Genomic DNA, 21,258 nt, shown 5'->3' on the forward strand with positions numbered 1-21,258 from the left:
TCAAGCAAAATGTCTGACATATTTAGCAACTTTGTAATAAAGCCAACCAGGAGTGCTTTGTGAGTTCAGAAAAGAAAAGTTCATCTAATCAACCGTGGCCATCAGTACCAGAGACCAATCTGGATGCATGGAAAAAATCAGCACAGAAATCCGCGCCTAATGGTGATGTTGATTCATTGGGCTGGAAAACGCCCGATGGAATTCACTTAAAAGCGCTTTACACATCATCAGATATTCAAGGCCTAAATTACACCGATACCTTGCCAGGTTTTGAGCCATTCGTTCGTGGACCCCAGGCAACAATGTATTCAGTGCGTCCTTGGACTATTCGCCAATACGCAGGTTTCTCTACCGCCGAAGAATCCAATGCTTTCTATCGCAAAGCATTGGATGCAGGCGGTCAAGGTGTATCAGTTGCTTTTGACTTGGCAACGCACCGCGGCTACGACTCTGATCATCCTCGTGTAACTGGTGACGTTGGTAAAGCTGGTGTGGCGATTGATTCGGTTGAAGACATGAAGATCTTGTTTGATGGCATTCCATTGGATAAGGTCTCGGTCTCCATGACCATGAACGGCGCGGTATTGCCGGTATTGGCTGGTTATATCGTTGCTGGCGAGGAGCAAGGCGTAAAACAAGAGCAGTTATCTGGAACCATTCAGAATGACATTCTGAAAGAGTTCATGGTGCGCAATACCTATATTTATCCGCCAGAGCCATCAATGCGCATCATTGGCGACATCATTGAGTACACCGCTAAACATATGCCGAAATTTAACTCGATTTCTATTTCGGGTTATCACATGCAAGAGGCGGGCGCCAATCAAGTATTGGAATTGGCATTCACTCTAGCTGACGGTAAAGAGTACGTAAAAACAGCGCTTGCTAAAGGCTTGGATGTTGATGGCTTTGCAGGTCGCCTATCGTTCTTCTTTGCAATCGGCATGAATTTCTATCTGGAAGTTGCTAAGTTACGCGCTGCTCGTTTGTTGTGGTGGCGCATTATGAAGTCCTTCGAGCCGAAGAATCCTAAATCCTTGATGCTTCGTACGCACTGCCAAACTTCCGGCTGGTCTTTGACGGAGCAAGACCCTTACAACAACGTAGTGAGAACTACGGTTGAGGCGATGGCAGCGGTATTTGGCGGCACTCAATCCCTGCACACCAACTCATTAGATGAGGCAATCGCACTTCCTTCTGAGTTCTCAAGCCGTATTGCTCGCAACACCCAATTGATTCTCCAGGAAGAAACCCATATTCCTAGCGTGATTGATCCATGGGCCGGTTCTTACATGATGGAGAACCTTACTCAAGAGATGGCTGACAAGGCTTGGGAAATCATCCAAGAAGTCGAAGCAATGGGCGGCATGACTAAGGCTGTTGAAAGTGGTTGGGCCAAATTGAAGATTGAAGCCGCGGCCGCTGAGAAGCAAGCCAAGATTGACTCTGGCTCTGATGTTATCGTTGGCGTGAATAAATACAAACTAGGCAAAGAAGATCTGGTTGATGTGCTGATGATCGATAACGATCGAGTACGAGAAGGCCAAGTTGCTCGTTTGAAAGATATCAAGGCAAAGCGTGACAATCAAAAAGTCAAAGCTGCATTAGAGGCTTTGACTAAAGCTGCGGAAGATAACTCTGGAAACTTGTTGGAATTATCGGTAAATGCAATTCGTTTACGCGCAACAGTGGGCGAAGTATCCGATGCGTTAGAAACAGTTTACGGGCGCCATCGCGCCGATACTCAAAAGGTGACCGGTGTGTATGCAGCTGCTTATGACTCAGCCGAAGGTTGGGCAAAACTACAAACAGAAATCGCTGACTTTGCAAAAGACTTTGGTCGTCGCCCACGTGTGATGATTGCTAAGCTTGGTCAAGATGGCCATGATCGTGGTGCAAAAGTGGTCGCTACTGCTTACGCTGATTTAGGCTTTGACGTGGATATTGGGCCTTTGTTCCAAACCCCAGAAGAATGTGCGCGACAAGCGATTGAGAACGACGTCCATGCCTTAGGTGTGTCTACTTTAGCGGCCGGCCACAAAACTCTAGTGCCAGCCATCATTGCGGAATTGAAAAAGCAAGGTTCGGACGACATCATTGTGTTCGTTGGTGGCGTTATACCAAGACAAGACTATGAATTCCTGTACGAAGCAGGTGTTAAGGGAATCTACGGCCCAGGTACACCAATTCCGGCTTCGGCTAAGGATGTGCTTGAGCAGATTCGCAAGTCTGTTAAACCAGCTTAATTCGGATTACAGGCATGCTGCAAGCTGCTGATCAAGCGCTAGTGAATGATCTCACTGGTGCGCCTTCGCTTAAACAGCGACGCGCATTGGCGAAGATCATTACTTTGCTTGAATCAACACGCTTAGATCATCGGCATCGTGCCGATGATGTTCTTAATACGCTGCTGCCAAAGACGGGTAACTCATTTCGTTTGGGCATTTCAGGTGTGCCGGGAGTTGGCAAATCTACCTTGATAGAAACCTTGGGCTTGTATCTCATTGAGAAAGGCCATCGGGTTGCAGTATTAGCAATTGACCCATCCTCTAGTTTGTCTGGCGGATCTATCTTGGGCGACAAAACTCGCATGGAGCGATTATCTGTTCTTGAAGACGCCTTCATTCGCCCAAGCCCATCTTCTGGCACCTTAGGTGGTGTTGCAGAAAAGACTCGTGAAGCGATGTTGGTGGCTGAGGCTGCTGGCTTTGATGTGATCATTGTTGAGACTGTGGGTGTTGGGCAAAGTGAGATCGCTGCTGCTGGTATGACGGACATGTTCCTCTTATTGCAATTACCAAACGCTGGCGATGATCTTCAGGCGATTAAAAAAGGCGTCATGGAAATTGCCGACTTGATCGTTATTAATAAAGTGGACATTGATCCTGATGCTGCGATGCGTGCACAGCTGTTCATCACGAGTTCATTGCGTCTATTGGGATTTCAGGGCAACCCCGATCATGCATCACATGACAAAGAGTTTTGGCATCCACAGGTGATGACTTTAAGTGCTTTAGAAGGCAAGGGCATTCCCGAGCTTTGGGACAAAGTCTCTCATTTTGAAAAGCTACAAAAGGCCAATGGGAAGTTTGATTCTCGTCGCAAACAGCAAGCAGGATCATGGATGTGGGATCGCATCGATGCTGGATTAAAGAATGCATTTCGTAGCAATGAAGCCGTACAAGCGCTTCTACCAAGTTTAGTAGCACAAGTAAACCAAGGAACTATGGCCGCTTCAGTCGCCGCAAGACGATTGCTGGAGTCCATGGGGCATGAATTTTTCTAAGGAGTAGGAAATGAAGGAAATCATTCAACAACTGGAAGCGAAGCGTGAGCTCGCCCGATTGGGTGGCGGGCAAAAGCGTATTCAGGCTCAGCACTCAAAGGGTAAATTAACAGCCCGTGAGCGCATTGAGCTCTTGCTTGATGCTGGCACTTTCGAAGAGTGGGATATGTTTGTTGAGCACCGTTGCCATGACTTTGGCATGGGTGATCAAACTGTTCCTGGCGATGGTGTTGTGACTGGTTATGGAATGATTAACGGTCGTTTGGTATTCGTGTTTTCTCAAGACTTCACAGTTTTGGGCGGCTCTCTGTCTGAAGCTCATGCTGAAAAGATCTGCAAGATCATGGATCAGGCCCTCAAAGTTGGGGCGCCGGTAATCGGCTTAAATGACTCTGGCGGTGCACGTATTCAAGAGGGTGTTGCTTCTCTTGGCGGCTATGCAGAAATTTTCCAGCGTAATGTGACCGCATCTGGTGTGATTCCGCAGATTTCCTTGATCATGGGGCCATCAGCCGGTGGCGCTGTGTACTCACCAGCCCTCACTGACTTCATCTTCATGGTGAAAGACAGCTCCTACATGTTCGTGACTGGTCCTGAAGTGGTAAAGACGGTTACGCATGAGGATGTTACTGCTGAGGAATTGGGCGGTGCGGTAACGCATTCAACAGTTTCTGGTGTATGTGACTTAGCATTTGATAACGATGTTGACGCCATCATGATGTTGCGTCGTTTCTTCAATTACTTGCCGCTCTCTAATCGTGAAAAACCACCTTTGATTAAAGGTGCAAATCGCACAGAAGAGCCAGATTTCTCATTAGACACATTAGTTCCATCCAATCCAAATCAACCATACGACATGAAAGAGTTGATTGAGAAGATTGTGGACGATGGTGAGTTCTTCGAATTGCAGCCTGATTACGCAAAAAACATAGTGATTGGTTTTGCGCGCATGGAAGGTCGCTCAATCGGTATCGTTGCCAATCAGCCATTAGTGTTGGCTGGTTGTTTAGACATTAAGGCCTCTATTAAAGCAGCGCGTTTTGTGCGCTTCTGTGATGCTTTCAATATTCCAGTAGTGACATTGGTGGATGTCCCTGGATTTATGCCGGGTACAGCTCAAGAATACGGCGGCATCATTAAACATGGTGCTAAGTTGCTCTACGCATACGCTGATTGCACAGTGCCTAAGGTCACTCTCATTACTCGTAAAGCCTATGGTGGCGCTTATGACGTGATGGCTTCTAAGCACTTACGCGGCGACGTGAACTTTGCATGGCCTTCAGCAGAAATTGCTGTGATGGGACCTAAAGGCGCGGTGGAAATTATCTTCCGTGAAGAAAAGTCTAATCCTGAAAAGATTGCAGCACGTGAAGCAGAGTACAAATCTAAGTTTGCCAACCCATTCGTGGCTGGTCGTCGTGGCTATATTGATGACGTCATTCTTCCACACGAAACCCGCAAGCGCATTGCTCGTTCACTAGCAATGCTCAAAGATAAAGACTTGAAGAATCCTGCGCGTAAACACGGCAACATTCCTCTGTAAAGGCGCTGACAAATTATGACTACGAAAATGTTTAAGAAAATTTTGATTGCTAACCGCGGCGAGATTGCTTGCCGTGTAATGATGACCGCTAAAAAGATGGGCATCAAAACGGTTGCTGTGTATTCAGAGGCGGATAAAGAGGCGCGCCATGTACAGCTCGCAGATGAAGCGGTCTGCATTGGGCCTGCGCCTTCACGTGAATCCTATCTCGTAATGGATAGAATCATTCAGGCTTGCAAAGATACTGGTGCTGAGGCAGTTCATCCTGGTTATGGATTCCTGTCTGAGAACGAGCAGTTTGCTAAGCGTTGCGAGGAAGAGGGCATTGTATTTATTGGACCTAAACATCAATCCATCGCAGCGATGGGTGACAAGATTGCCTCTAAGAAGCTTGCTTTAGAAGCCAAGGTCAATACCATTCCTGGTTACAACGAAGCCATTGATACCAATGAAGAGGCCGTTAAGATTGCTCAAGGTATTGGTTACCCTGTAATGATTAAAGCATCTGCGGGCGGTGGTGGCAAAGGCTTACGCGTTGCTTTTAATGACAAAGAAGCAGCCGAAGGATTTGCAGCTTGTAAAACCGAAGCGATGAATAGCTTTGGCGATGATCGTATCTTTATTGAGAAGTTCGTTGAAGGCCCACGTCATATTGAGATTCAAGTATTGGGTGACTCTCACGGTAATGTGGTTTACCTAAACGAGCGTGATTGTTCGATTCAGCGACGTCACCAAAAGGTAATCGAAGAGGCGCCATCACCATTTATTGATCCAGCAACTCGTAAAGCTATGGGCGAGCAAGCTGTTGCATTGGCTAAGGCGGTTAACTACCAATCTGCAGGCACTGTAGAGTTTGTGGTCGGTAAGGATAAGTCTTTCTACTTCCTGGAAATGAACACTCGTTTACAGGTTGAGCATCCAGTGACAGAATCTATTACTGGCTTGGACTTAGTTGAGCAAATGATTCGGGTTGCCGCTGGTGAAAAACTGGCATTTAAGCAAGAAGATGTGAAGCTTGATGGTTGGTCTATGGAGTGCCGTATTAACGCGGATGATCCATTCCGCAACTTCTTGCCGTCAACAGGCCGTCTTGTTAAATACCGTCCACCAGAGTCTATTAATGGAGTACGTGTTGATACTGGCGTATATGAGGGTGGCGAGATCCCGATGTACTACGACTCCATGATCGCTAAGTTGATTGTTCATGGAAAAGACCGTACCGAAGCCATCGAGAAGATGCGTGCCGCATTAAATGATTTTGTGATTCGTGGAATTCACTCCAACATTCCTTTCCAGGCGGCTTTGTTACAGCACCCACGATTTGTGAATGGCGATTTCACTACCGGCTTTATTGCTGAAGAGTATCCAGAAGGCTTTAAGAAGGATTCTGTACAGCCGGCCGATCCAAAGCGTTTGGCTGCATTAGCTGCATTTATGCGCTATCGCTATCTCCAGCATATTCAAATGATTGATGGCCAATTGGCTGGTCACGAGATGATTATTGGTAAGAAGTTTGTAGTGGTTACCGGTAAAAAATCTGGCTCAATGAGCGATCCGATTGAAGTGCCTATCCGTGTTGAGCTCAAAGATGGCATTTACTCTGTATACATCGAAGAGGCTGATGGCGTAAGTCGTTATGACATCGTCAGCGATTGGCGCCCAGGTCAGACTTGCTTAAATGCAACTATCAACGGCACTCATAAGATCACGGCTCAGGTTGAACGTCGAGGCGTGCGCTATGAATTAATCTTGGATGGCGCTAATTTTGAATGTATGGTTCTGAGCCCATTGGGTGCTGAGCTACAGCGTCGCATGCCTGTGAAGTTACCGCCTGATACATCCAAGTTGGTGATGTCACCAATGCCGGGCTTGTTGACCAAGATTGCGGTTAAGGTTGGCGAAGCAGTTACCGCTGGTCAAAAGCTAGCCTCGATTGAAGCGATGAAGATGGAAAACACACTTTCTGCAATGCAGGATGGCGTTGTTGCTGAAATCTGCGCTAAAGAAGGCGATAGCTTGGCTGTAGATCAATTAATCATTCGTTTTGAATAAGGATTGATGATGAGCGCTAAGCCATTCAAGATATTGGGAATACAACAAATCGCTATTGGCGGTGAAAGCAAAGATCGACTCAAGAAATTATGGGTTGATATGCTCGGTTTTGAATATAAGAGCACATTTGTTTCTGAGCGTGAAAACGTCGATGAAGACATTTGCGCTATTGGTTCTGGTGCTCATGAGATTGAGGTTGATCTTATGCAGCCTTTTGATATCGAAAAAAAGCCTGCTGTTCACCAAACCCCCTTAAACCACATTGGTTTATGGGTTGATGATCTTCCCAAGGCGGTTGAATGGCTCTCTGCCAATGGCCTGCGATTTGCTCCTGGTGGCATTCGCAAGGGTGCTGCAGGTTACGACATTACTTTTGTTCATCCAAAAGGCAATGACGAGTTTCCAGTTAGTGGCGAAGGTGTCTTGATTGAGCTAGTTCAAGCCCCTCCAGAAGTGATTGCCGGTTTAAGTTCATAATTTGGCTTTATACATCTGTAAATAGGTCTGTAATTGGCAAATATCCTAGCCATCGACACCTCATCAGCGTGGTGTTCGGTGGCTTTATCTTTAGATGGGCAGGAGCCCGCTTTCCGTCATGAAGCTGTGACGGCTGGCGCTAGCCAATTGCTTTTGCCTTGGATAGAAGCAATGTTAGAGGCCTCAAACTTTAAATTAGGCGAGCTAGATGCGATCGCTGTTGGGATTGGGCCTGGCGCCTTTACTGGCGTTCGTTTAGGAGTTGCAGCGGCGCAGGGGTTGGCTATATCCCAGCGCTTGCCAGTAATCCCAGTTGCTAGCTTGGATGCTATAGCCGCCCAAGTAATTCAAACTCCAGCCTTTCAAAAAATAAATCCCAAGCATTTCATGATTGCGGTCGATGCCCGCATGGATGAAGTCTATTGGGTCAAGTACGAAAAGTGCGAACAAAAATTGCCTGTTCGCATGGGTAATATCCATTTATCAAAGCCCGAGGATATAGATCTGACTGGTATTCAATATTTGGCCGGTAGTGCCATTAAAGAGTATGGCGAAAGAGTGTTGCAGGCAACAAAACCACCTACCAGTGAGATTGCTGCGGATCCGGATATAGCGGTATCCGCATTAGGCATATTGGATGTTGCCATTCAAATGCAACAAGAGGGCCGCTCTTGTGATGTTCAAGATCTCGAGCCTCTTTATATTCGCGATAAGGTTGCTTTGACTACGGCCGAGCGTATGGAGGCATTTAAGTAATGCCCAATCAATTTACCGTTGATGGCGTAGCAGAGCTCTCCTTTTTACCAATGCAAGCCTCAGACTTGGATGCGGTATTGGAGATTGAGGGCGTATCGCACCTGCACCCATGGACAAAAGGAAACTTTTCAGACTCATTGGCTGCTGGACATTGGGCTTATTGCATACGTCCTCAGGTTGATCAAATGGTTAAGGGGTCCTATCTTGACCCTGCTATTTTGTGGGCTTACTGCGTGTTAGTCCCGGCCGTAGATGAGCTTCATCTTCTGAATATTACCGTTTCTCCTAAATTGCGAAAACTGGGCTTGGGTAAGCGAATAATGTCTGCCATAGAGGATGTATCGGCCCAACAGAAGATTCCCCGCATTATCTTGGAGGTCAGGCCCTCCAATCTTGCTGCGCTGGGCCTGTATCAGTCTTTAGGGTATGAGCAGATTGGCCTGCGTAAGAATTACTATCCGCAAAACCCAGAAACGGGTTCCCGAGAGGATGCCATTGTGATGGCTAAATCGATTAAGCTTGAGTCATGAGCAATTCAGAATTCCTTAAAGAGATGGGTATTACAGAATGGGTGTCGCGTGACCAGCCACAAATCGCGTCTGCATCTTCGCCAGTTACCACCAGTGCTGAAGAAAAGGCGCCCCAGCAAAGTCCTTCTGCAGAACGAGTCCCTCAAGGTGGATGGCTGTTTTTTGGGCAGAAGCCACAGGGCGATGCTCAAGCACTGTTTCAAAACATTATTCGCGTTTTAGGTTTGAGTCCTGGCGAATGGTCCTGGAAAAATGCCTCAGACCCTTTAGATCAAATTACTGCGCCGGAAAATGGCATGCCAGTTGTTGCGTTTGCCTTTGGTGGACCTGTTGCCCAGAAGATAACTGGCGAGCGAGATGCATTGCCTCAGCTGCGCGAGACAGTTCTGGCGCTCAACACTGGAAATGATGATGAGATACCTGTCATTGCCTCATTTGATCTAAATCAGGCAATTGCCAAGCCAAATGAAAAGGCATTACTTTGGCAGGATTTATTGCTGGCTAAATCTGTTCTGCAAAACATCTAATTTTTTGAATTAGTGTTTGTGCTCGCCGATGAGGTGCATGGAGTCATATTCCGCTTGATTTTTGGTATGACGTTTAATCACAAGCCACATGATGAGGCTGACTGCAACACCAAAGCCAACAATTACAAATTGAATTGGTACATCAAGCCAGATGAGCATTGAGTAAATCAAGAGCATCATCAATACAGAAATATTTTCATTAAAGTTTTGCACAGCAATAGAGTGGCCTGCTGACATCAATACGTGACCGCGATGCTGTAATAGGGCATTCATCGGCACTACAAAATAGCCCGCTAACCAGCCAACTAATATTAGCAATAAATACGCTGGTAATAAATTAAGTGAGATATGCATTTTCCCGATCGTAAATATTGCCGTATCGGGAAGCATGTCAGAGTTGTAAATGGCCATCACGCAAACCACTATTCCCATAGCAATGCCATACGGGAGAACATTTAGCGACTTGCGCAGAGGTATACGCCATGCGGCATAGACGGCGCCACCAGCAACACCAACGGCAGAGATTGCCTGCAGAATAGCGCCCTGAGATAGATTCATGTGGAGCGCAACTTGTGCCCACTTGATCACAATAAATTGGAGTGTTGCTCCCGCACCCCAGAACAAGGTAGTTACTGCTAGTGAGATTTGACCTAAGCGATCATCCCAAAGTGTTTTAAAGCAAACAGCAAAATCTTTAACCAACTCAATTGGATTGGTTTTTTGGGAGACGTAGCGAGCTCCCGTATCCGGAATCTTCAAATTGATCAGAGCGGCAACAACATAAATCATCATGATGATGAGGATGGCAGATTCGGCGGGAGTATCAATTCCGGTATCTAAAGTAGGAATATCTAATGCCAATAAGCTATGTGAGACCGTGCTGCTAATTAAGACGCCACCAAGGACGGTGCCTAAAATAATTGAGCCAACTGTAAGGCCCTCAATCCAGCCATTCGCTGCAACCAATTTTTCGGGCGGCAATAACTCAGTCAGAATTCCATATTTGGCTGGGGAGTAGGCCGCAGCACCCAGGCCAACAATGGCGTAGGACAACAGAGGGTGCCCACCAAATAACATTGCAATACATCCGATGAACTTAATGGTGTTGGTAATGAACATGACATTCCCTTTGGGGCGGGAATCGGCAAAGGCGCCTACAAAGGCGGCCAGCAAAACATAGGACAATACGAAGAATAATTTGAGTAAAGGAGTCATCCAGGCCGGGGCATGGAGCTGGGCCAGGAGGGCAATTGCTGCGATCAGCAGAGCATTATCAGCAAGCGACGAAAAAAATTGCGCCGCCATAATGATGTAAAAGCTACGGTTCATTCGTACAATCTAGTCATTAATGTAATTAAAGCATGAAAGGAGGGGTGAATATGGGCACAACGGCTAATGGCTTGATTAATAGACCAATTTTGGCATCTATTCACACTGAGGCCTTTCGACATAATTTAAACAGAGTTCGGGAGTTGGCGCCCCAATCTAAGATTTGGTCGGTAATTAAGGCTAGGACCTATGGGCATTGTTTTGATGCGGCTCTAAAGGGGCTTGCTTCTACTGACGGTTTCGCCTTATTGGATATTCAGGATGCGGTTTGGTTGCGGGAACATGGTTGGCAGGGTCGGATTCTGCTTTTAGAGGGTTTATTTCATGAAAATGAACTGGCACTGGCTCAAGAACTGACATGCGATCTCGTGGTCCATTGCGATGCTCAGGTTGAGTGGTTGGAGAAATTTAAAGCCAAAGACCATAAGACATTTAATGTTTTTCTGAAAATGAATACCGGCATGAATCGCCTAGGCTTTAAGCCAGAGGCTTACAGAACTGCTTTTCATCGCTTGCATGCCGCTGGTTTTCATATGCATCATATGACGCACTTTGCAAACGCCGATCAGATAGATCGCCAACCTTCAGTTGGCAGTCAGCAGGAGTTATTTGAACAAACCATTGCTGGATTAGATGGTGCTACTTCATTGGCAAATTCAGCCGCAATACTTTGGCATCGCAATTCTCTGGGTGACTGGGTCAGGCCTGGAATCATGCTTTATGGGGCATCTCCCACAGGTTTATATGCGGATATTGAGCATGCACATCTAAAAGCGGTGATGCAATTGGGTAGTGAGATTATTGATATTCAAGAATTAAAAAAGGGTGATCGCATAGGGTACGGCGGCCGTTACGAAGCTCCAGAATCTATGCGCATAGGCATTATTGCCTGTGGCTACGCGGATGGCTATCCAAGGCAAGCAAAAGATGGCACGCCTGTTTGGGTTGATGCGGCAACCAACTCTGGTGAAGGTGTTATTTGTCCTATCGTTGGACGTGTCTCAATGGATATGCTGACCATTGATCTTCGCAATGCGCCTAATGCACGCATTGGCAGCACCGTTGAACTCTGGGGTGACAAGGTTCCTGTTGACGAGGTAGCGCGTTTAAGCGATACGATCGGTTATGAGTTGCTCTGTGCGGTAGCGCCGCGTGTACCGGTAGCCATTAAATAATTATTAGCAATAAAGTAATACAAAGAGCATAAAAAAATCCTCCAATATTTGGAGGATTTTTTTAATGTAGTTATTGCACTCTTGTTACTTATTCCAGAACTGCCACCACTTACGTTCTTTTTGAACTCTTTGCCCAGTGAGCATCATTTGACTATCAGGGAAGTTGAGCTTAAATACCCGAGCGGCATCATTACTAAGCTCTACCATGCCCAACTTTTCATAAGACTTCGTTAGGATATAGAGCGCTTCCTCAACAGCAGGAGCGCGGTCATAGTCACGAATTACTAGCTGAGCACGATTGGCTGCAGCCAGGTAAGCACCGCGTTGGTAGTAAAAGCGCGCAACAATCACATCAGCTTCTGCCAGTGAGTTCACGATGTAACGCATCCGATCCAGTGAGTCGGGCGCATATTTGCTGTCTGGAAAACGTTCGACAACGGTCTTAAAGGATTCAAACGCTTCTTTAGCGGCTTTAGGATCACGTTCGCTCAAATCTTGACCGGTGAATTTTCCAAGCCATCCTAAATCATCATTAAAAGTTATGAGGCCTTTGAGATAGTAGGCGTAATCTAATGTTGGACTACCTTGATGCAATTTGATAAAGCGATCGATGGCAACCAATGCTTGAGTTTGCTCTTGGGCTTTCCAGTAACAATAAGCAGCATTAATTTGCGCTTGCTGAGAGTAAGGACCAAAAGGAAAGCGTGCCTCTAATTTTTCAAAGTATTTACCGCACTTGGCAAAGTCGGCATCATTTAATTTATCAGTTGCCTCTGAATAGAGTTTTGTTTCTGACCAAATATCTGTGTCATCTTTTTGACCATCACTACCAGCGCATCCGCTGAGTACGAACAAGGCTGTAAAGAGGCTTAAAAGCAGGGCGATCGAGCGCAAGCCAAAAAAAGGGGCAGATTTTTGTGGGGAGTGTTTCCCGGTAAGCCTTAAACTGGCGTCTGATATTACGTCGGACATAACTGAAAGGCTTTCTAAGCGTGGCATTGCCGCAAACTCCTGAATCGAATCCCATTGATTATATCGATGATGAGGACTTCATCTCCCTGGAAATTCCCCTGGAGATGGCCGGCGAACGCCTAGACAAGGTACTGGCAGGCTCTCTGACTGATTATTCGAGAAACCGGCTTAAGTCTTGGGTTGAGGCCGGCGCCGTCATGGTCGATGGAAAGGTCACAAAAGCACGCTATTTACTGCGTGGAGGTGAGAGCATTAAGGTGTTTCCGCAGGAAATGCCAGAGCAATACGCTTTTAGCCCAGAAAACATCCCTTTGGATGTGGTTTATGAGGACGATTCCATCATCGTCGTGAATAAGCCCCCTGGGTTAGTTGTTCATCCTGCCGCAGGAAACTGGGCGGGAACACTATTAAATGGACTTCTATTTCATTATCCGGAGTTAAAGCTCTTACCGCGCGCCGGCATTGTGCACCGACTTGATAAAGATACGTCTGGATTGATGGTGGTTGCTCGTATTGCTCAGGCTCAAACATCATTAGTTAGGCAGCTCCAAGAAAGAACGGTGGGTCGTAGATATTTAGCTTGGGTCTGGGGTGATGCCCCAAGCCAGGGAAAAGTTTTAGCATCTGTTGGTCGCGATCAGCGCGATCGCTTAAAGATGGCTGCAGGCAGCCCTCAAGGTAAGCCAGCGGCAACGCTATTTCGCCGTCTTGCAAAAGGCGTCTTCTTAGAGAGTCCAGTTGCTTTATTAGAGTGCCGGTTGGAAACGGGTCGAACCCATCAGATTCGTGTGCATCTTGAATCACTTGGATTCCCATTGCTAGGCGATCCCGTGTATCGAAAGAAGACGCCGGGAGTCGCAAAGTCATTACCATTTGAGCGACAAGCACTTCATGCCTTTGCCTTAACTTTGCAGCATCCGGTGAGTAATGACTTAATGACGTGGTTTCGTCTACCCCCTCAAGACTTGTTGGATCTTATGCCTCAGGTGGCTTTGGGTCTGGAGACTTTGCCGCAGGAGCAGGCGCTTCTCAATTCGATTCAAAATGAGCGTCAATCGTGAACTTAATTACTCCTCAATGGGCTGCACCTCAAAATATTCACGCATTTGTAACAACCAGATTTGGCGGTGTCAGCAACGCTCCTTATGACTCTCTCAATCTTGGTGATCACGTTGAGGATGACCTAAAAAGTGTTTTGACCAATAGGGCATTGATTACCGCGCACTTACCATCTGAACCAATTTGGATGGCACAAACGCATAGCACTATAGTGAGCACCCCAAAAAGTCGTGAACACGGTAACACCTCAATTAATGCGGATGCAGCGGTTAGCAATATTCCAGGTGAAGTTTTGACGATCCTGACTGCCGACTGTTTGCCAATATTGTTTGCAAGTAAGGATGGCGCTGTTATTGGTGCAGCTCATGCTGGATGGCGCGGCCTTAGTGCTGGCGTGATTGAAAACACGGTTGCTGATATGCGTAAGCTTTCGAGCCAATTACTTGCAAAAGACATCGTCACTTGGCTTGGCCCAGCAATTGGACCGGATTCTTTTGAGGTTGGCGAAGATGTTGTAAGGGCATTTGAGGGACTGGATATCCCGATGTCTGTTTCGGCTTTTAGTCCAATTGCGGGTAAATCCGGAAAATATCTGGCGAACATCTATCAATTAGCGCGAGCCCGGTTATCCGCTTTGGGCGTTCATGCCATCTTTGGCGGCGATCGATGCACTGTTAAAGAAGAAAAAGAATTCTTTTCTTATCGTCGCGATGGAAAAACCGGACGATTTGCCTCATTCATTTGGCTTTCTAAATAGTTCGCTGCGCATTATGTGCGGGTAACTACTAGCTTAGCCCTATAGCTAGGGGTTATTGCGTATAACCCTATATACAGTATGCATGGAGAATGTCTCTAATTACTAAAAGAGATCATTATGTTTGCAGGCATGAATACTGGTGCGACGCCTTCTTTGGCACCGCACCATATGGCACTAATTCCACCAGAGCGTTTGGCTGAAATTCAAAAAGAATATTTTGCCGAGCTAGCCCATATCGCTACGAACCCAGAAGCAATCGAGGTAAAAGACCGTCGCTTTGCTGGTAAGGCATGGCACTCATCTTGGAGTAAGGTGATTGCCGCCACTTATTTGCTCAATTCAAAACATCTGATGGCTCTTGCTGGAGCGGTAGATACAGATGAAAAGTCCAAACAAAAGATTCTGTTTACGACTGAGCAAATGATAGATGCGCTTTCTCCATCCAACTTCATTGCAACCAATCCTGAGGTTTTGGAAAACATTATTAGCACTCAAGGTCAATCTATTCAGAAGGGCATTGTTAATCTTCTTGGCGATATGAAGAAGGGCAAAGTTTCGATTACCGATGAAACTGCATTTGAGGTTGGCAAGAATATTGCGACCACAGAAGGTCATGTGGTATTTCGCAATGACTTATTTGAATTAATTCAATACACGCCGCTGACGGAAAATGTATTTGAGCGCCCTTATTTAATGGTGCCGCCATGCATCAATAAATATTACATTTTGGATTTGCAGCCAGACAACTCCGTGGTGCGTCACATGGTTAGTCAAGGACATACAGTCTTCTTGGTTTCCTGGAAGAACCCTGACGCATCGATGGCAGAAGTCAGTTGGGATGACTACGTAGGCAAGGGCGTTATCAAGGCAATTGAAGTGGTCAAAGATATCGGCAACGTTGATCAGCTCAATATCCTAGGCTTCTGTGTGGGTGGAACCTTGACCACCTCAGCCTTGGCTGTCCTAGCTGCGAAGGATGAGCATCCAGCTGCTAGCTTGACCTTATTCACGACCTTATTGGATTTCACAAACACCGGAATCTTAGATGTCTTCATTGATGAAGGCATGGTTGAGATGCGCGAGAATTCAATTGGCGGCAAGGGCGGTAAGTACGGCATGATGTCTGGGCTTGATCTAGGTAATACTTTTTCCTTCTTGCGTCCAAATGATTTGGTGTGGAACTACGTTGTTGAGAATTACCTGAAAGGCAATTCTCCGCCTCCATTTGATTTGCTTTACTGGAATGGCGATTCCACCAACTTACCCGGAAATATGTATTGCTGGTACTTGCGCCATACGTATTTGCAAAATGATTTAGTGAAACCTGGCAAAGTCAAAATTTGCGGTGAAAAAATTGATCTGGGCAAGATTCAATGTCCAGCATATCTTTATGCATCTCAAGAGGATCACATTGTTCCTTGGCAGTCAGCATATGAATCTACACACATTCTTAAGGGTAAGAATCGCTTTGTATTGGGAGCATCAGGCCACATCGCCGGTGTGATTAATCCGCCGGCAAAAAATAAGCGCTACTACTTTGAGAACAACAAAATCGCTCCTACAGCACAGGAATGGCTTGAGGGCGCTACTCAAATACCGGGCAGCTGGTGGCCGAACTATACAAAATGGTTGGAGCAATTTGCTGGCGAGAAGAAGCCGGCAAGCAATACATTTGGTAATGCCAAATACAAAAAAATGGAAGCTGCACCAGGTGTGTACGTCAAAGAAAAAGCAGCATAAACAAATCAATATTTAACGAAGGTTTTTACAAGGGGAAAGCAATGTCTCAAAAAGTCGCATACGTAACAGGTGGTATGGGTGGTATTGGTACCGCTATTTGCCAACGCTTGGCAAAAGATGGATTTAAAGTAATTGCTGGCTGCGGCCCAAACTCACCCCGTAAAGACCGCTGGCTCGGCGAGCAAAAGGCTCTGGGTTATGACTTTATTGCCTCTGAAGGTAATGTGTCTGATTGGGATAGCACGGTTGCCGCCTTTGAAAAGGTTAAGGCTGAAGTGGGTCGCGTAGATGTTTTGGTAAACAACGCCGGCATTACCCGGGATAGCGTTTTCCGCAAAATGACTCCAGATGCTTGGAAAGCGGTGATTGATACGAACCTAAACTCATTGTTTAATGTGACCAAGCAAGTTATTGATGGCATGGTTGAGAACAACTGGGGTCGCATCATCAATATCTCTTCCGTGAATGGTCAAAAAGGTCAATTTGGCCAAGCAAACTACTCAACGGCAAAAGCTGGCTTACATGGATTCACCATGGCTTTAGCTCAAGAAGTGGCGACTAAGGGCGTGACTGTGAATACCGTTTCTCCTGGCTATATTGGTACAGACATGGTTAAGGCAATTCGTGAGGATGTCCTTGAAAAGATTGTTTCTGGCATTCCCGTGAAGCGTTTGGGTACCCCGGAAGAAATCGCCTCTATTTGCTGCTGGATCGCATCTGATGATGGTGGCTATGCAACCGGTGCCGACTTCTCATTAAACGGTGGTATTCATACTGGCTAATATTGCATCGCAGCAATTTAGATGCAGTAGAAGTAAGCAACTCAGCATATTTACCTATTGGTCGAACAAGAGATAAACTATGCTGATGTTGCGTTGCAGTAAAGAGTAAGGATAAACATGGCTACCCGCACAAAACGAGTTGGTGAAGATCGACTCATCAAGAAGTATCCGAATCGTCGTCTCTACGACACCCAGACTAGCACCTACGTCACCTTGTCAGATATCAAGGGATTGGTGATGGCGAACGAAGAATTCAAAGTGGTTGATGCAAAAACCGATGAAGACTTAACTCGCAATATTCTGTTGCAAATTATTCTTGAGGAAGAAGCTGGCGGAGCGCCGGTATTCTCATCTCAAATGCTTTCTCAAATCATTCGTTTCTATGGAAACTCAATGCAAGGTTTGATGGGAAATTATCTGGAAAAGACTATGCAGTCTTTTGTTGATATCCATAACAAGCTTGGCGATCAAACTAAGGGCTTAGGTGCTGGTAGCACTCCTGAGGCATGGTCACAAATGCTCAATCTGCAAAACCCCCTCATGCAAGGTTTGATGGGGAATTACATGGAGCAAAGCAAAGATTTATTTGTGAAGATGCAAGAGCAAATGCAAAACCCACAAAACATGTTTGGTGGCAATTTCCCATTTACCCCACAACCCAATAAGACAGAAAAAGAATAGTTGTGGCAGGAAAAATTGGTTTTGTATCCTTGGGGTGCCCTAAGGCGCTTGTAGACTCTGAACTTATTCTGACGCAGTTAAGTGCGGAGGGGTATGAAACCGCTAAGGATTATTCTGGCGCAGATCTTGTGGTTGTCAACACATGTGGCTTTATTGATTCAGCCGTTGAAGAAAGCCTTTCCGCCATCGGTGAAGCACTTGCAGAGAATGGCAAGGTTATTGTTACCGGTTGTTTAGGGGCCAGGAAAAATGCTGACGGCTCTGATCTTATTCAAAGCATTCACCCGAAAGTCCTTGCAGTTACAGGGCCTCACGCCACCGATGAGGTTATGCAGGCGATTCACCTGCATTTGCCGAAACCGCATGACCCATTCACTGATTTAGTTCCACCAGCCGGCGTGAAGTTAACGCCTAAGCACTACGCTTATCTCAAAATTTCTGAAGGCTGTAACCATCGCTGTACGTTTTGCATCATCCCAAATTTACGCGGCGATTTAGTCTCTCGTCCGATTGGCGAAGTTTTGCTAGAGGCAAAGCGCTTATTTGAATCTGGCGTAAAAGAATTATTAGTTGTTTCTCAAGACACCAGTGCATACGGTGTAGATATTCAATACCGCACTGGATTTTGGGATGGCAAGCCAGTTAAAACCAAAATGTTTGACTTGGTAAATGCCTTAAATCAAATCGCTCGTGAGCATCAGGCCTGGGTTCGACTGCATTATGTTTATCCCTATCCGCATGTAGACGACGTGTTGCCACTCATGGCCGAGTTTTCTGAGCATGGTTATGGTGTGTTGCCTTATTTAGATATTCCCCTGCAGCATGCCCACCCAGATGTACTCAAAAGAATGAAACGTCCGGCTAGTGGTGAGAAAAATTTAGAACGTATTTTGGCTTGGCGCGCAGCTTGTCCAGATTTGGTGATTCGCAGCACCTTTATTGCCGGATTCCCTGGTGAGACGGAAGAAGAATTCGAATATCTTTTGAATTTCTTGGATGAGGCGCAAATTGATCGCGCTGGTTGTTTTGCATATTCGCCGGTTGAAGGTGCCCTTGCAAATGCATTGGACAATCCTGTTCCTGATGCAATCCGAGAAGAGCGTCGGGCACGATTTATGGCTAAGGCCGAAGAAATCTCTATAAAACGCCTTGCTAAAAAGGTTGGTAAACGCGTTCAAATCCTGATTGATCGCGTAGACGAGGCTGGCGGAATTGGCAGAACTATCGGCGATGCCCCTGAAATTGATGGTTTAGTGAGGGTTTTGCCACCTAGCAAGCCCTCTAAACGCTACAGAACCGGAGAAATTATCCGCGCCACTGTTATTAGCTCCCAAGGGCATGACCTAATAGCCGAAACTTGACGAATCGAATAAAACTACTAGTTGGTTGATTTAATCAGCATGTATGCAGTACCAATTTAGCCTAATTTTTAGGCAAAGCTAAGGGGATTGATATGAGTCGTGATGTCGTTGTCTTAAGTGCAGTTCGTTCCGCAATCGGCGCCTTTAATGGTTCACTCAGTAGTTTTGAGCCATCTGAGCTAGGCGGTATTGTGATGAAAGAAGCGGTAACTCGCTCTGGTGTAGATCCAGCACTCATTAATTATGTAACTGTAGGCAATACTATCCCTACAGACAATCGTTACGCTTATGTCGCGCGCGTTGCTTCTATCCAGGCCGGCCTTCCAATGGAATCCGTTGCGATGGCGCTTAATAGACTTTGCAGCTCAGGCTTGCAAGCGATTGTGACCACCGCTCAGCAAATCATGCTCGGTGATTGCGATTACGGTATTGGCGGCGGCGTTGAAGTAATGTCACGCGGTATGTATGGTTCACCGGCGATGCGCAGCGGTGCACGTATGGGCGATACCAAGATGATCGACTTGATGGTTTCAGTATTGACCGATCCATTTGGCGTTGGTCATATGGGCGTTACTGCTGAGAACCTTGTAGAAAAATGGAAATTTACTCGCGAAGAGCAAGATGCGCTCGCTGTTGAATCTCATCGTCGCGCGGCCAATGCTATTAAAGAAGGTCGCTTTAAGTCACAGATCGTTCCAATTACCATCAAATCTCGCAAGGGTGATGTGGTGTTTGATACTGACGAACATTGCAAGCCAGACACCACAATGGAAACATTGGGCAAGATGAAGGCTGTATTTAAAAAAGAGGGTGGATCTGTTACTGCTGGTAACGCATCAGGCATTAATGACGGCGCTGCATTCTTTGTTTTGGCTGACGCTGAGACGGCTAAGAAAGCTGGTCACAAGCCTATCGCGCGTTTGGTGTCATACGCAGTTGCTGGGGTGCCTAACCACATCATGGGTGAAGGCCCAATCCCAGCTACTAAGCTTGCGCTTGAGCGTGCTGGTCTGAAATTGGATCAAATGGACGTGATCGAGTCTAACGAAGCCTTTGCTGCACAAGCATTGGCAGTGACTAAAGGCTTGGGCTTAGATCCAGCCAAAACTAACGTAAACGGCGGTGCGATTGCATTGGGTCACCCAATCGGTTGCTCTGGTGCAGCGATTGCAACCAAAGCCATCCACGAATTACAACGCGTTCAAGGCAAATATGCTTTGGTAACGATGTGTATCGGTGGTGGTCAAGGTATTGCTACGATTTTCGAGCGCATGTAAGCGCTAAGTACTATTTACGAGAGATCTCTTAAGTCACTTCTTAGGAGATCAGCAGTAAAGCAGCATCCAAGCCGACATGGTCAAAAGCCGCGTCGGCTTTTTCTTTAACTACGGGCTTGGCTTGATAAGCAACGCTAATGCCTGAGCCATTCATCATGATTAGATCGTTGGCGCCATCCCCCATGGTGATCGCATTCGCCTTGCTGCAACCCAGTTTTAAACAGGCAGCTTCAAGATGTGCTGCTTTTGCTGCGCCATCCACAATATCGCCGAGCACTTTGCCGGTGAGTTTGCCGTCAATGATTTCCAATGTGTTGGCTTGAGTTTGCTTCAGCCCAAATTTCTCGCGCAGTTTTTCGGTAAAAAAGGTGAAGCCGCCAGAAACTAGGAGGGTATAAATTCCAAGCGCATGTGCGCCTGCTAACAGCTCTGCTGCGCCTGGATTGGGGCGAAGGCGCTCGCGATACACCGCTTCAAGTGCATCGGCTTGAACGCCCTCTAATAAGGCAACTCGCTTGCGCAAACTTTCTTTAAAGTCTTTGATTTCGCCACGCATAGTTGCTTCGGTAATTTGTGCAACAGCAGACTTTTTGCCGGTGAAGTCAGCTATCTCATCAATACATTCGATATTGATCAATGTGGAGTCCATATCCATCGCTAGCACTTTAATATCTTGAGGCTTGAGATCGGCTTTTAAAAAGCACAAGTCGACATTAAAGCGAGCGGTAATCGAGCGCAATTCCTCTCTTGCGCTGGTATCAAGATGGATGTTGCAATCCCAGCGTTCTGAAAAATAACTTCCGTTGCTGAGTTGTCCGCCAACAGTATGCAGGGATGCCCCAAATCGTAGAGCATGATCCTTGAGATCAAAAACCATTTTTTCTGGAATTGGGTCTCTAGAAAGGGCGACTATCGTTTGATGTGACATGGTATTAATCATAATCGGAAAGCATA

19 protein-coding genes are annotated in these 21,258 nt (G+C 46.4%); 16 read left to right on the forward strand and 3 right to left on the reverse strand.

Going from position 1 to position 21,258, the window contains the following annotated elements; all coding sequences use genetic code 11:
- Positions 1-59: 59 nt before the first annotated feature.
- From scpA to C2745_RS04760, 8 genes are read left to right on the forward strand one after another with little or no spacing between them, the layout of a single operon-like run.
- Positions 60-2,246 (forward strand): methylmalonyl-CoA mutase, encoded by a 2,187-nt coding sequence (gene scpA, locus C2745_RS04725; protein ID WP_215385450.1) that lies wholly within the window; start codon positions 60-62, stop codon positions 2,244-2,246.
- A gap of 14 nt (positions 2,247-2,260) precedes the next feature.
- Complete coding sequence (meaB, locus tag C2745_RS04730; protein WP_215385451.1) at positions 2,261-3,286, forward strand: methylmalonyl Co-A mutase-associated GTPase MeaB; 1,026 nt, start codon at positions 2,261-2,263, stop codon at positions 3,284-3,286.
- 10 nt (positions 3,287-3,296) lie between these two features.
- On the forward strand, positions 3,297-4,829 hold the full coding sequence (locus C2745_RS04735) for an acyl-CoA carboxylase subunit beta (protein ID WP_215385453.1): 1,533 nt from the start codon (positions 3,297-3,299) through the stop codon (positions 4,827-4,829).
- A gap of 27 nt (positions 4,830-4,856) precedes the next feature.
- Entirely contained in the window at positions 4,857-6,881 is a 2,025-nt protein-coding gene (accC, locus tag C2745_RS04740) for an acetyl-CoA carboxylase biotin carboxylase subunit (RefSeq protein WP_215385455.1), read from the forward strand.
- A gap of 9 nt (positions 6,882-6,890) precedes the next feature.
- Positions 6,891-7,358 (forward strand): VOC family protein, encoded by a 468-nt coding sequence (locus C2745_RS04745; RefSeq protein ID WP_215385456.1) that lies wholly within the window; start codon positions 6,891-6,893, stop codon positions 7,356-7,358.
- Positions 7,359-7,391: 33 nt separating this feature from the next.
- The gene (gene tsaB / locus C2745_RS04750; RefSeq protein ID WP_251368408.1) at positions 7,392-8,114 is read left to right on the forward strand and encodes a tRNA (adenosine(37)-N6)-threonylcarbamoyltransferase complex dimerization subunit type 1 TsaB; all 723 of its coding nucleotides are present in this window, start codon (positions 7,392-7,394) and stop codon (positions 8,112-8,114) included.
- Complete coding sequence (gene rimI / locus C2745_RS04755; RefSeq protein ID WP_215385458.1) at positions 8,114-8,644, forward strand: ribosomal protein S18-alanine N-acetyltransferase; 531 nt, start codon at positions 8,114-8,116, stop codon at positions 8,642-8,644. Before tsaB ends, rimI begins: the two co-directional genes overlap by 1 nt.
- Entirely contained in the window at positions 8,641-9,171 is a 531-nt protein-coding gene (locus C2745_RS04760) for a DNA polymerase III subunit psi (protein WP_215385460.1), read from the forward strand. Before rimI ends, C2745_RS04760 begins: the two co-directional genes overlap by 4 nt.
- Positions 9,172-9,180: 9 nt before the next feature.
- Here the strand turns inward: C2745_RS04760 and lplT are convergent, their stop codons facing one another.
- Positions 9,181-10,500, reverse strand: a complete 1,320-nt coding sequence (lplT, locus tag C2745_RS04765; protein WP_215385462.1) for a lysophospholipid transporter LplT — start codon at positions 10,498-10,500, stop codon at positions 9,181-9,183.
- 74 nt (positions 10,501-10,574) lie between these two features.
- Between lplT and alr the strand changes: the two genes are divergently transcribed.
- Complete coding sequence (alr, locus tag C2745_RS04770) at positions 10,575-11,675, forward strand: alanine racemase (protein WP_215385618.1); 1,101 nt, start codon at positions 10,575-10,577, stop codon at positions 11,673-11,675.
- 84 nt (positions 11,676-11,759) lie between these two features.
- On the opposite strand, the gene C2745_RS04775 is transcribed toward alr, so the two are convergent.
- Positions 11,760-12,647: an outer membrane protein assembly factor BamD gene (locus C2745_RS04775; protein WP_215385464.1), complete on the reverse strand. Its 888-nt coding sequence runs from the start codon at positions 12,645-12,647 to the stop codon at positions 11,760-11,762.
- A 20-nt stretch (positions 12,648-12,667) separates the two neighbouring features.
- Between C2745_RS04775 and C2745_RS04780 the strand changes: the two genes are divergently transcribed.
- The 7 genes from C2745_RS04780 (at position 12,668) to C2745_RS04810 (ending at position 20,304) form a co-directional block, all read left to right on the forward strand.
- Positions 12,668-13,708, forward strand: a complete 1,041-nt coding sequence (locus C2745_RS04780) for an RluA family pseudouridine synthase (protein WP_215385465.1) — start codon at positions 12,668-12,670, stop codon at positions 13,706-13,708.
- The gene (pgeF, locus tag C2745_RS04785; RefSeq protein ID WP_215385467.1) at positions 13,705-14,463 is read left to right on the forward strand and encodes a peptidoglycan editing factor PgeF; all 759 of its coding nucleotides are present in this window, start codon (positions 13,705-13,707) and stop codon (positions 14,461-14,463) included. Before C2745_RS04780 ends, pgeF begins: the two co-directional genes overlap by 4 nt.
- Positions 14,464-14,580: 117 nt before the next feature.
- Complete coding sequence (gene phaC, locus C2745_RS04790) at positions 14,581-16,203, forward strand: class I poly(R)-hydroxyalkanoic acid synthase (protein ID WP_215385469.1); 1,623 nt, start codon at positions 14,581-14,583, stop codon at positions 16,201-16,203.
- Between the two features lie 41 nt (positions 16,204-16,244).
- The gene (locus tag C2745_RS04795) at positions 16,245-16,985 is read left to right on the forward strand and encodes a 3-ketoacyl-ACP reductase (protein WP_128113528.1); all 741 of its coding nucleotides are present in this window, start codon (positions 16,245-16,247) and stop codon (positions 16,983-16,985) included.
- 117 nt (positions 16,986-17,102) lie between these two features.
- Positions 17,103-17,666 carry a polyhydroxyalkanoate synthesis repressor PhaR gene (phaR, locus tag C2745_RS04800; protein ID WP_128113529.1) on the forward strand — a complete coding sequence of 188 codons (564 nt, stop codon included), beginning with the start codon at positions 17,103-17,105 and terminating at the stop codon, positions 17,664-17,666.
- 2 nt (positions 17,667-17,668) lie between these two features.
- A complete protein-coding gene (gene rimO, locus C2745_RS04805; RefSeq protein ID WP_215385471.1) occupies positions 17,669-19,027 on the forward strand; it encodes a 30S ribosomal protein S12 methylthiotransferase RimO in 1,359 nt (452 codons plus the stop codon).
- 92 nt (positions 19,028-19,119) lie between these two features.
- Positions 19,120-20,304, forward strand: a complete 1,185-nt coding sequence (locus C2745_RS04810) for an acetyl-CoA C-acyltransferase family protein (RefSeq protein WP_215385473.1) — start codon at positions 19,120-19,122, stop codon at positions 20,302-20,304.
- A 40-nt stretch (positions 20,305-20,344) separates the two neighbouring features.
- Here C2745_RS04810 and serB read toward each other — a convergent pair whose 3' ends face one another.
- Positions 20,345-21,244, reverse strand: coding sequence for a phosphoserine phosphatase SerB (serB, locus tag C2745_RS04815; protein WP_251368409.1), 900 nt, complete (start codon positions 21,242-21,244; stop codon positions 20,345-20,347).
- Positions 21,245-21,258 lie beyond the last annotated feature (14 nt).

It is taken from the genome of Polynucleobacter sp. AP-Kolm-20A-A1 (assembly GCF_018688315.1).
Lineage (GTDB): Bacteria > Pseudomonadota > Gammaproteobacteria > Burkholderiales > Burkholderiaceae > Polynucleobacter.

What these genes read in the sequence shown, in the direction of transcription:
- phaR (WP_128113529.1), top strand. Translation starts at nt 17,103, where the DNA reads ATGGCTACCCGCACAAAACGAGTTGGTGAAGATCGACTCATCAAGAAG.
- rimI (WP_215385458.1), top strand. Translation starts at nt 8,114, where the DNA reads ATGCCCAATCAATTTACCGTTGATGGCGTAGCAGAGCTCTCCTTTTTA.
- lplT (WP_215385462.1), bottom strand. Translation starts at nt 10,500, where the DNA reads ATGAACCGTAGCTTTTACATCATTATGGCGGCGCAATTTTTTTCGTCG.
- C2745_RS04775 (WP_215385464.1), bottom strand. Translation starts at nt 12,647, where the DNA reads ATGTCCGACGTAATATCAGACGCCAGTTTAAGGCTTACCGGGAAACAC.
- C2745_RS04760 (WP_215385460.1), top strand. Translation starts at nt 8,641, where the DNA reads ATGAGCAATTCAGAATTCCTTAAAGAGATGGGTATTACAGAATGGGTG.
- accC (WP_215385455.1), top strand. Translation starts at nt 4,857, where the DNA reads ATGTTTAAGAAAATTTTGATTGCTAACCGCGGCGAGATTGCTTGCCGT.
- C2745_RS04810 (WP_215385473.1), top strand. Translation starts at nt 19,120, where the DNA reads ATGAGTCGTGATGTCGTTGTCTTAAGTGCAGTTCGTTCCGCAATCGGC.
- phaC (WP_215385469.1), top strand. Translation starts at nt 14,581, where the DNA reads ATGTTTGCAGGCATGAATACTGGTGCGACGCCTTCTTTGGCACCGCAC.
- serB (WP_251368409.1), bottom strand. Translation starts at nt 21,244, where the DNA reads ATGATTAATACCATGTCACATCAAACGATAGTCGCCCTTTCTAGAGAC.
- C2745_RS04745 (WP_215385456.1), top strand. Translation starts at nt 6,891, where the DNA reads ATGAGCGCTAAGCCATTCAAGATATTGGGAATACAACAAATCGCTATT.
- C2745_RS04735 (WP_215385453.1), top strand. Translation starts at nt 3,297, where the DNA reads ATGAAGGAAATCATTCAACAACTGGAAGCGAAGCGTGAGCTCGCCCGA.
- meaB (WP_215385451.1), top strand. Translation starts at nt 2,261, where the DNA reads ATGCTGCAAGCTGCTGATCAAGCGCTAGTGAATGATCTCACTGGTGCG.
- C2745_RS04795 (WP_128113528.1), top strand. Translation starts at nt 16,245, where the DNA reads ATGTCTCAAAAAGTCGCATACGTAACAGGTGGTATGGGTGGTATTGGT.